Source organism: Paenibacillus zanthoxyli JH29, assembly GCF_000520715.1.
Taxonomy (GTDB): domain Bacteria; phylum Bacillota; class Bacilli; order Paenibacillales; family Paenibacillaceae; genus Paenibacillus_AQ; species Paenibacillus_AQ zanthoxyli.
Genome location: NZ_ASSD01000051.1, coordinates 1 through 12,810, shown reverse-complemented (window position 1 = coordinate 12,810; position 12,810 = coordinate 1). Strand labels below are relative to the sequence as shown.

11 protein-coding genes are annotated in these 12,810 nt (G+C 55.8%); 2 read left to right on the top strand and 9 right to left on the bottom strand.

All coding sequences use genetic code 11. The features are described from left to right. Positions 1-865: aminotransferase class III-fold pyridoxal phosphate-dependent enzyme (locus L691_RS0102195; RefSeq protein WP_025688508.1), on the top strand; the 865-nt coding region annotated here is incomplete at its 5' end. Between the two features lie 325 nt (positions 866-1,190). Here the strand turns inward: L691_RS0102195 and def are convergent. The 9 genes from def to L691_RS0102145 form a co-directional block, all read right to left on the bottom strand. Next, positions 1,191-1,757 carry a peptide deformylase gene (gene def, locus L691_RS0102185; protein WP_036734783.1) on the bottom strand — a complete coding sequence of 189 codons (567 nt, stop codon included), beginning with the start codon at positions 1,755-1,757 and terminating at the stop codon, positions 1,191-1,193. Positions 1,758-1,861: 104 nt separating this feature from the next. Further along, positions 1,862-3,139: a stalk domain-containing protein gene (locus tag L691_RS0102180; protein WP_025688506.1), complete on the bottom strand. Its 1,278-nt coding sequence runs from the start codon at positions 3,137-3,139 to the stop codon at positions 1,862-1,864. Between the two features lie 255 nt (positions 3,140-3,394). Beyond that, positions 3,395-3,712: a hypothetical protein gene (locus L691_RS0102175; protein ID WP_025688505.1), complete on the bottom strand. Its 318-nt coding sequence runs from the start codon at positions 3,710-3,712 to the stop codon at positions 3,395-3,397. A gap of 27 nt (positions 3,713-3,739) precedes the next feature. Next, on the bottom strand, positions 3,740-4,618 hold the full coding sequence (locus tag L691_RS0102170) for an inositol monophosphatase family protein (RefSeq protein WP_025688504.1): 879 nt from the start codon (positions 4,616-4,618) through the stop codon (positions 3,740-3,742). Positions 4,619-4,701: 83 nt separating this feature from the next. Next, positions 4,702-5,472 (bottom strand): enoyl-ACP reductase FabI, encoded by a 771-nt coding sequence (gene fabI / locus L691_RS0102165; RefSeq protein WP_025688503.1) that lies wholly within the window; start codon positions 5,470-5,472, stop codon positions 4,702-4,704. A 60-nt stretch (positions 5,473-5,532) separates the two neighbouring features. Next, positions 5,533-6,579: a UV DNA damage repair endonuclease UvsE gene (gene uvsE / locus L691_RS0102160; protein WP_025688502.1), complete on the bottom strand. Its 1,047-nt coding sequence runs from the start codon at positions 6,577-6,579 to the stop codon at positions 5,533-5,535. Beyond that, positions 6,576-6,893: a hypothetical protein gene (locus tag L691_RS0102155; RefSeq protein ID WP_025688501.1), complete on the bottom strand. Its 318-nt coding sequence runs from the start codon at positions 6,891-6,893 to the stop codon at positions 6,576-6,578. Before L691_RS0102155 ends, uvsE begins: the two co-directional genes overlap by 4 nt. Positions 6,894-6,935: 42 nt before the next feature. Continuing rightward, a complete protein-coding gene (locus L691_RS0102150) occupies positions 6,936-8,027 on the bottom strand; it encodes a D-alanine--D-alanine ligase (protein ID WP_025688500.1) in 1,092 nt (363 codons plus the stop codon). Positions 8,028-8,046: 19 nt separating this feature from the next. Further along, complete coding sequence (locus tag L691_RS0102145; protein ID WP_025688499.1) at positions 8,047-9,057, bottom strand: amidase domain-containing protein; 1,011 nt, start codon at positions 9,055-9,057, stop codon at positions 8,047-8,049. A gap of 498 nt (positions 9,058-9,555) precedes the next feature. On the opposite strand from L691_RS0102145, the gene acnA reads away from it, so the two are divergent. Continuing rightward, positions 9,556-12,294, top strand: coding sequence for an aconitate hydratase AcnA (gene acnA / locus L691_RS0102140; protein WP_025688498.1), 2,739 nt, complete (start codon positions 9,556-9,558; stop codon positions 12,292-12,294). The last annotated feature ends 516 nt before the right edge of the window (positions 12,295-12,810 follow it).

Below are 12,810 nucleotides of genomic sequence, written 5' to 3'. Positions count from 1 at the left end.
GGTGCTGGTCGCCGCCGGCTCCGGCCCGTCCACGCTGGGTATTCCAGACAGCGCCGGCATTCCGGTAAGCATCGCGCACGAGGTCATTACCGTGCCGTTCAACAATCAGGACGGGCTGCGCGAGGCGCTGGACAAATGGGGCGACGATGTCGCCGCCGTCATGGTCGAGCCGATCGTCGGCAACTTCGGCATGGTTATGCCGAAGCCCGGGTTTGTTGAAGGCATGTGCAAGCTGGCGCATGACAATGGCTCGCTCGTCATCTACGACGAGGTGATTACCAATTTCCGCTTCCATTACGGCGGCGCGCAGACCTACGCCGGACTGGACAACCATGATCAGATCATCCCCGATCTGACGGCGATGGGCAAAATCTTCGGCGGCGGCCTGCCGATCGGCGCCTACGGCGGCCGCAAGGAGATTATGGATCAGGTCGCGCCGCTCGGCCCGGCCTATCAAGCCGGCACGATGGCGGGAAATCCCGCATCCATCTCGGCGGGCATCGCCTGCCTGGAAGTGCTCCAGGGTGCAGGCGTATACGAGGAAATGGAGCGGCTGGCTATCCGCTTGACGGACGGACTGAAGGAATCGGCGGACCGTCACGGCATTCCGCTGACGATCAACCGCATCCGCGGCGCCTTCTCCACCCATTTCTGTGACCATCCTGTCACCGACTACGACGAGGCTCAGGATACCGACGGCGAAGCATTCGCCAGCTTCTTCCGCCATATGCTGAACCACGGCATCAATCTGGCGCCTTCGAAGTTCGAAGCGTGGTTCCTGACCACGGCGCACACCGATGAAGACATTGATGCTACCCTGGAAGCGGCGGAATCCTCCTTCCGCGCGATGAAGGAAGAAAGATAGGCTGGCGCGAGGCTTATACAGTCTTGTATTTCAAGATATACGCCGTTCAAAGACAGACACTGTTGTCTTTGAACGGCTTTTTGCTGTGCGGTTGGGCAGAGTTCCAAGCCAGAGGACGCTGCTAACGGCTCACAAGGCTAGGGACAGTCCACCGCAGCGGATGATCCGCTTGCGATACCTTTTACCTTGCAAGCAGCCCTTTTTTGCCCGCCGAATGAACGTACAAAACGGCCGCCGCTCCGGTTACGCAAGCTGCAGCCGCCTTGATCCATAATGTGCACCTGTTTGCAGAAAATCATTCATTTCCAGAGCATTTGATTCAGCGTTATTCTCCGTCCCGGTCATACAGACTGCGAATTGAAACGCCCTGCGGCAGCTTAAACGGATTCTCTTTGTTGATCCGGTCGTAGAACATGATCCCGTCAAGATGGTCCATCTCATGCTGAATGACAATCGCCGTATAGCCCTTGAACCGAAGCTGTACCTCTTTGCCCGCCGCAAGATCATAGGCTTTTATCTTGACCGATTCATATCTCGGAACAAAGCCCTGAACCGGCCGGTCGACCGACAGGCAGCCTTCGCAATCCGGCAAATAGACCATCGCTAAAGAATGGCTGACGATTTTGGGATTGACCAGGGCATGCTCGATCACTGTGCCGTACTCATCCTGGGTAAACATGACGAACATCCGCTTGTTCAGTCCAATCTGATTGGCCGAGAGCCCTACTCCGGAGCGCAGCTTATACTTGGCCGCCGTCTCCTCATCCTGGCTGTTCTTCAGGAACTGCAGCATACACAGCAGCGTTTCACGGTCTTCCTCTGTCAAAGGCAGCTTAACCGGCTCCGTGACGGTCCGAAGCGCCGGATGCCCCTCTCTTACAATATCATCCATCGTAATCACATAATCCTGCGTAAACTTTGCTTCAGACACCGTTTTCTCCACCTTCGCTTCACTTGATGAACTTTTAATACGCGCTTGCTTAATCATTAGTATATTTAGGGATTGATAAAAGCGGTACGCAGCTGCGCACTATATTCAACATCGAAGCCCAGACCCGTGGCCAGAGCAGCCAGAGGCAAGTACGTTTTGACGTCCTTTCCAGTCTTTTGTAAAAAGGCCGGGCTGTCTATCGCGATCTTTTGTCCGTTCACCTGTATCATCTTGGAGCCGATCGTAATGACCACCGTCCGGCCTCCATACGTTATCGTCGCGCTTGCGGTTTTGTTGTCCCATTTTCCGCTTGCTCCCATCGCCTTAAGCACATCCGCCAGCGCCAGAAAATTCTGTCCGCCCCAGACAATCGGCTTGTTGGGCGTATTCAGCTCGGCCCTGTTAACGACAATCGTCATCGGCCGCTGCGAAGCGGAGGGAGTCAGAGAATTGGTAGGTACACGGTAGTAACCCCATATCAATTCGGCAAACACCTTGGCGATGGTCTCATAACCAAGCTGGGTCGGATGAAAATCGGAGTCCGCGATAATATGCGACAGCGATCCCTCCTTGCTTGCAAAACGGGATGCAACATGAGCGACAAGCACCGGCGCGTCGCTTCGGGTCAGGTCTGCGGCCAGACTATCGGCCGCTTGCGTAAAACTTTCAGCCGCGCCCATCAGCTTCGCATAGCTCTGGCCAGCATAAAGCTGCGGAACGGGCTGGTACTGGTCCGCAATGATGATCGTCGCATTCGGATTGACCGCTCTCAAGTTCTCCAGCGCGGCGGTGACGTTGGTCTTGTACGCGGTCAGCAGCTCTTGCACACGACCCTTCAGATCACTATCCGACAAGTCCTTGGCCTCCAATAGCAGACTCTTCATATCATTGCCGCCGATGGTAATTGTAATCAGCTTTGCCCCCGCAATATCGGCTTTGGTCTGCGCAGCCTTCGCCGCAAACGAGTCCAGACGCGGATCGGCAATACCGGGCTGGATGCTATCAGCGGTAATGGCCGTACTATCCTTAATCGCCGCTGTATAGTTTCGAAACCCGGCCGTTGTCAGTCCCAGAATCCCATAGTTGCCCAGCGTCGCGCGCTTCCCGTCAAACCATGCCTGCTCAAGCAGGCGTTCCGCGTAGCCGTAAGGCTTGGAACTCAAGTTCATTCCCGGTTCATAGCCTGCCGTAATCGAGTCCCCCAGCGTCACGATACTGACAACATCAGGCTGCGCCGCTTCCGCAGCGGCTGCCGAAGCGCCCTGGACTCCCGGGCCCAGCAGCATGGTTGCGAGCAGCAAGCGGATTACGGCGGCTGTCCATTGGTTCCGCAAATCGATCATTATATCCCTCCAAGTCTGTACCTGACACTTCCATTTATTTCATTCTATCATTCATTCGGATACCCATAAAGGTAGACTTGGCGCTGCCGCTCCAAATATGCCGCAAGCGAGCTGCGGCTTCACAAGACGCTTCTCTTGGAGCTTTATATTAAAAAAGAGCCCAGTTCCGCTGCGACACGTCCCTGGACTCTGTTATGTTATAAATGCACCGGCTAAGGTCCCGCATATCCGTTCACCGCCGTGGCTCCGGTTATTTTATTCGCCGCCTTTGGAAAGGTCCTTCCCGTCCGCAGGCGTATCGGAAGCCGTGCTGGAAACCGGGTCTGATGAGGCATCCTTCCGTTCATTTGTCCGCGTCCGTACCAGATATTTGTCATATCTGTCGTCCAGCTCCCGGGCTATTTCCCGGTACCGGTAAGTCTCCTCCACAATCGGATCAAGCGCGGTCTGAACGCGTATCTCGTATTTCGGCGATATGGAATGGCGCTGTCCCGCTTCGCGGCCGCTTTGCGCAAGTTCGCCTTCGGTCAGCATCTCGCTCAAGCGACGTTCCAGATCTTCCTTCCCGTTCACCCTAAGCCATGCCTCCTTCTGTGTATGCTAGAATCCGGTCGCTCCCGCTTCTTTCAGGGATGCTATAACGTCTTCGTGAATATGCCCGTTGGAAGCCACGATGTGGCGTGTGCCGATATGATAAGGCTCACCCCGCATATCGGTAACCACTCCGCCCGATTCTTTGACCAGCAGCACACCGGCGGCGCAGTCCCAAGGGCTTAGACCCGCTTCATAGTAAGCGCTGACCCTTCCTGCGGCCACATAAGCCAGATGCAGAGCTGCGGACCCCCCGGCGCGAACGCCGCGGACTTTCGGCAGGATGTTCTGGAAGGCGGCCAGATTGGCCGGCTGGGCAAACTGCCGGTCCGGCGGAAAGCCAATGGCAATCAAACTGTCGTCAAGCGTGGCTTCCGAAGAGACGGCAGTCTTGATGCCATGCACGTAAGCGCCTTTTCCTTTTTCGGCTACAAACATTTCATCACGCACCGGATCGTATATAACGCCAACCGTCAATTCGCCTCGTACGGCAAGTGCGATGGATACCGTGTAGAAAGGAAAACCGTGAACGAAGTTGGTTGTTCCGTCCACCGGGTCGACGATCCAGAGGTACTCGTTGTCCTTCAGCTCCTCCAGCGCGGCGGTTACGGCATTGGCTCCCGGCTCGACCCCTTCTTCACCCAGAAAAGCATGATCGGGATAGTGCGTCATCACAAGTCTGCGGATCATCTGCTCTGCGCCTTTATCCACTTCCGTCACCAGATCGCGCGCCGATGACTTCGTTCCCAGTTCCTTTACTGTTCCTTGTCTGCTCTTGATATATTCTCCGGCTTTGGCCGCCGCATTGATGGCTACCGCCGTATAACCTTTGCCAGATACGACATACGGTTCCCGCTCGTTACTGCTATTAGGATTTAAAGAACTCATCTCTTCACTCCGCTTTCTTCAACTTGATAGCCGGGTCCAGCGATCCTTCGCAGCTCGCGGGGACCTGCCGTCCGGCCCGCTTGCTAACCTCCGATGATGTGATATCCACCGTCCACATAAATGACTTCTCCGGTAATCCCGCGTGACAGATGGCTCATCAGGAACATCGCCGTATCGCCAACCTCGGCGGTATCCGTACTGCGCCGAAGCGGAGCCTTCTCCTCTACGATACGCAGAATCGAATTGAAATCGCTGATGCCTTTGGCAGCCAAGGTGCGGATCGGTCCGGCCGATACGGCGTTCACCCGGATGTTGTCCGGACCGAGGTCGCTCGCCAGATAGCGCACCGAAGCCTCAAGAGCCGCTTTCGCCACACCCATTACGTTATAATTGCGCATGACGCGCTCCGAGCCCATATATGTCATGGTGATAATAGAGCCGCCCTCGGTCATGAGAGGATGCAGCCGCTGGGCGACCGCAACCAACGAGTAGGCGCTGATATCATGCGCCAGCGCAAAGCCCGAGCGCGAGGTGTCGGCAAAGCGGCCTTCGAGGTCCTCTCCTTTGGCGAAGGCGATGCTGTGCACAATGCCGTGCAGCACGCCAAAGTTCTCTTTCAGTTCCTCCGCCAGCTTGTCGATCTCCTCATCAACCGTAACGTTGCACGGCAGAATCACTGAACCGGGAATAGTCTCGGCCAGTTTACGCACCCTTCCTTCCACACGTTCGCTTTCGTATGTAAAGGCAAGGCGCGCTCCTTGTTCCGACAGGCTTTTGGCAATCGCCCAGGCGATGCTGCGATCGTTCGCGACGCCCATCACAACAATATTCTTTCCGGTCAGCAGTTCTCCCATTTTATATGCTCCTTTAATTGTTAAGTTTTGCGGGTAAACCTAAGTTTCCTTCAAAGTACCTCATTTGCGGCCACTTATCAAGTCAGACAGGCTATAAATCTTTGCATCAATACTGATGCTTGCTCCGTCCAGGACAGCGATTCCACTTTCCGTACCTTCGAGTCCTTTAAGCGCCTTCATCAGCTCAAACAGCGCCCCATCCTTCGCCTTGGCTTCGATCATCACATCCACCGCCGGCGTACCCGGCGCGATCCGTTTCAGAAAAGCAAGCAGCGGCCCCGGCTCAACGCCATCGGCATGGCTCCGGGGATCGGAAGGACTGCGGGGACTGGATACGTGAATCTTGGGCGGAAGCGGGTTATCTGTTGCAGCATCCTTCTGGGCCAGCGGCGTCTGCCAGGTCCGGCTGATTTCCGGCCACAGCTCCCAGGGAGCTTCCCCCTCGTTATTCACCCATTGATGATGGATATCCAGCACCATCGGCAGGCCGAGCGTCTTGCAGACCTGAAGCGTCTCCACCGCATTGAACGTCTTGTCGTCGTTCTCAAGCGTGATGCGGTCCTGCATTTCCGGCGCGAGCCCCCGGAAGTGCTGAATGAACCGCTCTGCCGCCGAAGACTTATCCCCGTAGGCTCCGCCGATATGAATGTTGTTCTTGGCCGTTGCCGGAAGATCCATGGCCAGCAGCATGTCCGTATGATGCCGGAGATCGCGTATGGAACTAGCCAGCACCTCGGGACGGGGAGTACTCAGGACAGTAAAATGATCGGGATGGAAAGACGCCCTTATCCCGTTCTCCTTGATATAACGGCCAACCTTGGCAAAATCATCGGCCAGCGCGGCTAGCGGATTCCAGTCCTGCAGCTCCGGGTGGGTAGCCAGCGGGACCAGCTTCGAGGTCATCCGGTATACCTTTATGTCCGACGCCCGGTTATGCCTCAGCAGCCTGAGCGTATTATGCAAATTGCCTCTGGCAATTGACTCCAGGCGGCGAATCGCCGCCTCGCGGTCTTGCAGCTTGCTGAATGAAGCCAGCGTCATCGTCTTGGATGGTGAACAATCTTTAATGACGGTGGACATCGCGACATAGCCGAAGCGGACGATCATTCCCGCTCCCCGAAGAACATCTCATCGGCCAGCGCCGTCTGTACTCTGGATTCTTCGTCGTTCAGCTTGCGGACAAGCTCCATCTCGACCGCAGTGACTTCATGGCCCTGGAAGTTGATTTCCGCGATCGACGCGGAGATTTTGACAATAGCCACGGCAATGTTGTCCGGCGTATAGGCAATGACCTTCTGTCCGGTCGGAAAGATGCGGAACCCCTGCTTCAGCATTTTACAGCGTCCGTATTCCAGCAGTTCGTACAGCTCCTGCTCATTCTTGAATTTGCATACCGAATTAAACTCCGTTTGAAATCCCATAATCCCTTCTCCTTTCCGGCCAGATGATCCGCCTATTGTTTATTATTGCTCATTATCGTATTTCAAGCCCTGCTTAAGCTGATACCGCTCGAACGCAAGCGTGATCATGCGGTCGAGCAGCGCCTGGTAGGAAAGGCCCGTTTCGCGCCACAAGAGCGGATACATGCTAAACGGCGTGAAGCCGGGCATCGTGTTGACCTCGTTGATGAAAATTCTGCCGTCGGATTTGCGAAGGAAGAAATCGACCCGCGCAATGCCGCTGCCCTGAATGGCCCGGTAAGCGGCCAGCGCCAGCTCCCGCAGATGGTCGGCGGTTTCGGGATCGACGGATGCCGGAATCAGCATCTGCGATTTGCCGTCGATGTACTTGGCCGAGTAATCGTAATATTCTCCGGAAGAGACGATTTCGCCGGGAACGGATGCCTCAGGCTCGTCATTGCCGAGCACGCTGACCTCCAGTTCACGCGCATCGATGAACTCTTCGACAAGAACCTTGGTATCATAACGGAAGGCGTTCTCAACCGCTTTGACGAGGCTTTCCTTGTCTACGGCTTTGGAGATGCCGACGCTGGAGCCGAGATTGGCCGGCTTCACGAATACCGGATAGCCGAGCTTATCCTCGATTCCGACAATCAGATCATGGCTCTTGCTCTTCCAGATGGCGGCATTAAAATAACCGTACCGGCACTGCTCAAGCCTCGCTTCCGCGAACAGCTTCTTCATGACGACTTTATCCATGCCCGCCGCCGAAGCCAGCACTCCCGCACCGATATAAGGAATATTAGCCATCTCGAACAAGCCTTGAATCGTTCCGTCTTCTCCATTCGTGCCGTGAAGCAGCGGGAACATCACGTCGACCACACTTTCGCCGCCGAGTCCGCTGAATATGGCGTTCAGCGCCGCGCCCGTGTCTTCGGGTACTCCTTCCAGCTTAAGCTGTTCCAGATGGCTGAACGGAGCTTCAAGCTTCTCACCGATCTTCCATAGCCCCTGCTTCGTAATATAAAAAGGGAGAATTTCATATTTAACGTAGTCGAAAGCGTTCATCACGGCAAAAGCGGTCTGCAGTGATATTTCATGTTCTCCCGATTTGCCGCCGTACACCAGACCCACTGTCAGTTTTGCATTGTCCATTCCTTAACCTCTTTCCGGATTATAGATGATCGTAAATGTGAAAAAAACGGTACGCCGTTCTCTCGGTCCAGGCATAGGAATCGCGATAGTCCCAGAAGCGATGTCGGCTCGGCACCGTATGCGCATTGACAAGCGGCATGCCGCCCGCGTCAAAGGCCGTAACGATCGTGCTGTGCTGAAAGTGTCCGTCTCCGTCCCAGTCGTACTGGATGACGTCTCCAAGCATCAGCTGTTCAGGCCGCTCCACGATTTCCGCACGAAGGCCATTGCGGCGTTCCCCGTCCAGATAGCGGCGCAGACTGTCCGAGACAGCCCAGCTGAAGCTCCACCCCTCCTGATTGCCGACATAGCCTTTATACCACCAGCCCGTTTCTCTTTTACCAGTATAGTTGATCGGTGCCCCCCCTGCAAAGAGACATTGGGAGACATAATTCGTACAATCCACGGCGAATGTTTCAAATTCCGGATTGTTCTCATTCCACCACCGGTCCGCATACGCCGCCGCGTCTTCCCGGCGGTACGGGACATCGCGGACGGAAGGGCCTAGCACCCTGCGGCTCAGCAGCGGCCCGGGAAAAGGAGGCGCTTCAAGGCCGGAGAGCTCCGCCGGAGACGCTATAGCACCTTTCCGTGGAACCTTCTCCGGAATATCCCGCTCCACACCGGCGACAGTCCACCCTGCATTTCCATGGGCATTCGCAAAGGTCAGGCGCTCCCGCTCCACTTTGTCTTCGCGGTGCGTGATCCCGCCTTTTTCATAATAAAATGCGCTGTGCAGGGCAACCTCCGCTATAACGTCCCCCGAATCCCGCTGTGCCGTCCGCAGCACCTTGACCCCCGTCTCGCAGCGCCGGGGCGTAATCGCTCTATCGCTGTACCATTTCGCAATCCTCCAGCCGCGCTGCTGCTGCCCGAGCCGGATACCCGCTTCGCTCAAAGCGCCGGTGAAGACTTCCTCATCGGGAACCACCCGGCTTTTGTTGCATTGATCGACATATACATACAGGCTTTGCTTCCATTTCTGATCCATTGCCCATTTTCGCCCCTTCCCGCACAGATACATGAATCTGCCGAACTTACGAGTTACCCGTAAGAAGAAACGCCTGACGGCGTCTTTTCAAGCAGCTTAAGCTTCCGAAGTAGCGATACGAGTATCGCTTTTAGGTACGTTTCTCGTAAAAATATAAGACCAAACGATAGGCGTGAAGCTTATAAAGTCTTATATTTCAAGAAAATCGCCTAAAGCAAATTCCCGAGCCAAAGGCTGCGCTTCGCCAGGACAATATGCTGCTGTACTATGTATATGAGGCAGAGCGGGCGGCTATACGGACAATAACTCCGCAAAGTGCTATGTTGGCCGTGAAGTTTAATTCAAATATTTAACTTGGGATTCAGGGCCGGAAGAGGAGCGGATTTTTCGAATAAAATGAGGGAAAAATCTTTACTCGCCCCACTGTAACCGTTATACTTAATAGACAGAGTTGAATATGAAATGGAGTTTCAGCAGATGAAACAAGGAGGCGCATTCATGCCAAGCAAGGATAATTTCAATCTCGTTCGCTCGTTCACATCGGGCGGCCAAACGTACCGTTATTACGATCTTCAATCCCTTGAACAGCAAGGACTCGGCAGCATCTCTTCCCTTCCTTTTTCCATTAAAGTGCTGCTTGAGGCCGCCGTCCGCCAGTTCGACGGAAGAGCTATTACGGAAGAGCACGTCAAACAGCTGGCCGGATGGGCCGGCGACATCGATCGCGGCAAGGAAATCCCATTCATTCCGGCGCGGATCGTGCTGCAGGATTTCACCGGCGTACCGGTGGTTGTAGACCTTGCGGCCATGCGGGATACCGTGAAAAAAGCCGGCGGCGATCCGAAGCAGATCAACCCGCTTGTGCCGGTCGACCTCGTTATCGACCATTCGGTTATGGTTGACGCCTTCGGCACCAAGGATGCGCTGGAATACAATATGAACGTAGAATTCGAACGCAACGAGGAACGCTACCGCTTCCTGCGCTGGGCACAGACGGCATTCAACAATTTCCGCGCCGTTCCTCCGGCAACCGGGATCGTGCATCAGGTCAACCTGGAGTATCTCGCTTCGGTAGCAGCCACGAAGACGGCTGACGGCGAGACGACTGTGTACCCGGATTCGCTGGTAGGCACGGACTCCCATACGACGATGATCAACGGTCTTGGCGTCGTAGGCTGGGGCGTCGGCGGCATCGAAGCGGAAGCCGGCATGCTGGGGCAGCCGCTCTATTTTGTAACCCCTGACGTTATCGGCTTTAAGCTGACGGGCAGTCTGGTGGAAGGCGCTACGGCAACCGATCTGGCGCTGACCGTTACCCAATTGCTGCGCAAAAAAGGCGTGGTCGGCAAATTCGTCGAATTCTACGGACCCGGCCTTGCGAATATCAGTCTGGCCGACCGGGCGACGGTCGCCAATATGGCGCCTGAATACGGCGCGACAATCGGCTTCTTCCCGGTGGACGACGAGACGCTCTCCTATCTGCGCAGCACAGGCCGTCCCGATGAGCTGGTGGATCTGGTTGAGACCTATTACAAAGCCCAAGGCATGTTCCGTACGGCGGAAACGCCAGACCCGGTATTCAGCGATACGATCGAGCTGGATCTTGCCTCGGTTGTGCCGAGCTTAGCTGGACCGAAGCGTCCGCAGGACCGGATCGAGCTTACTCATATGAAAGAGAACTTTGAAGGCATTATCCGCACCCCTGTCGACAAGGGCGGCTACGGTCTCAGCGACGAGAAAATCGCGCAAAAGGTCGAGCTTCTGCATAAAGACGGCAGCAAAAGCGAGCTGAGCACCGGCGCAGTCGTCATCGCGGCGATCACAAGCTGTACAAACACTTCCAATCCAAGCGTTATGCTTGGCGCGGGCCTGCTTGCCAAGAAGGCTGTCGAGCGCGGCCTGACCAAGCCGGGCTATGTCAAGAGCAGTCTGACGCCGGGTTCGCTGGTCGTGACGGAATATCTGGAGAAGGCGGACCTGCTGAAGCCGCTGGAAGCGCTTGGCTTCTACGTGGCCGGCTACGGCTGCGCCACCTGTATCGGCAACTCCGGCCCGCTGCCGGATGAGGTTGCCCAGGCGGTTGCGGTGAATGATATGACCGTTGCGTCCGTCATTTCCGGCAACCGGAACTTTGAAGGACGTGTTCACGCCCAGGTCAAGGCGAACTATCTCGCATCGCCGCCGCTGGTTGTAGCTTATGCGATCGCAGGGACGGTCAATATCGACCTGCAAAATGATCCGCTCGGTTACGATCCGCAGGGAGAGCCTGTATACCTGAAGGATATCTGGCCGACCAGCGCCGAGATCAGCGAAGCGATTAAATTGTCCGTCAGCCCGGAAATGTTCCGCCGCAAATACGAGCATGTCTTTACGGCCAACGAGCGCTGGAACGCGATCCCCGTGCCGGAAGGCGAGCTGTATGAATGGGACGAAAAGTCGACGTATATCCAGAATCCGCCGTTCTTCGAGCATCTGGCGGACGGTCTTGGCGACATTGAGAATATCGACGGCGCCCGCGTACTCGCTCTGCTCGGCGATTCCGTAACCACTGACCATATCTCGCCTGCGGGCAATATCACGACATCCGGCCCTGCCGGCAAGTACCTGAGCGAGCATGGCGTGGAACGCAAGGACTTCAATTCCTACGGTTCCCGCCGCGGCAACCATGAAGTCATGATGCGCGGAACGTTCGCCAATATCCGGATCCGCAACGCGGTTGCTCCGGGAACAGAAGGCGGCGTCACCACCTACCTGCCGAGCAACGAAGTTATGCCAATCTATGACGCTTCCATGCGCTATCAGGCGGCGAAGCAGAATCTGGTCGTCATTGCAGGCAAGGAATACGGCACGGGCAGCTCGCGTGACTGGGCGGCCAAGGGCACGTTCCTGCTGGGTGTCAAAGCCGTCATCGCCGAGAGCTTCGAGCGGATTCACCGCAGCAACCTTGTCGGCATGGGCGTGCTGCCGCTTCAGTTCCAGGAAGGCCAGAGCTGGAGCAGCCTGGGACTGACAGGCCGCGAAATCTTCGACATTACCGGCCTCAGCAATGACGTGCAGCCCGGACAGGATCTGACGGTTACCGTTACCCGCGAGGACGGCACCCCGTTCGAATTCCCGGTTACCGCACGGCTGGACAGCATGGTCGACGTCGATTACTACCGCAACGGCGGCATCCTGCAAACGGTGCTGCGCCAAATGCTGGCGGACGCGTCTCCTACTGCTTCGGCGGCGGAATAAAATAAGGAACGGCGCGGGGCATATCCCGCGAGGCCATTCCGGGCATAACCTGCTTTAGCTGCTAAACCAGAAACGAACCCGTCCTTCCACCGATTATGAAGTGGAAGCCGGGTTCGTTTTTTAATGAAGGGCTTCAAATTACCCAATCCCAGGTGAATTCCTGCGGGAACTCTTGCGGCGCCTGGCCTTTGATAATCAGTTCCGGGTTCCTCTTGGTAGGAATGGGAATCCTGGCCCCTCCGGTACAGCAGAGAGCGGCCAATCTGGTCGGACAGCTTCTCCTGAATCTGTATGAGAACAGAGCCAATGTGATACTCCATCGTCTCATCATTCAAGTCCTGCTTGCCGAAATAACCGGGAAACAGCAGTTCCCAAACCAAATGTATGCTCTCAATAACCAGCTTGCTCCTGCTTCAGAGGGATCATGTAGCATCTCCCCTTGTCCACAGCTCGTTGCTTAAATATCGAAGCCAGCTGTCGCTTGAACACTCCCCCACTTAGCTAACACTTGAAGTG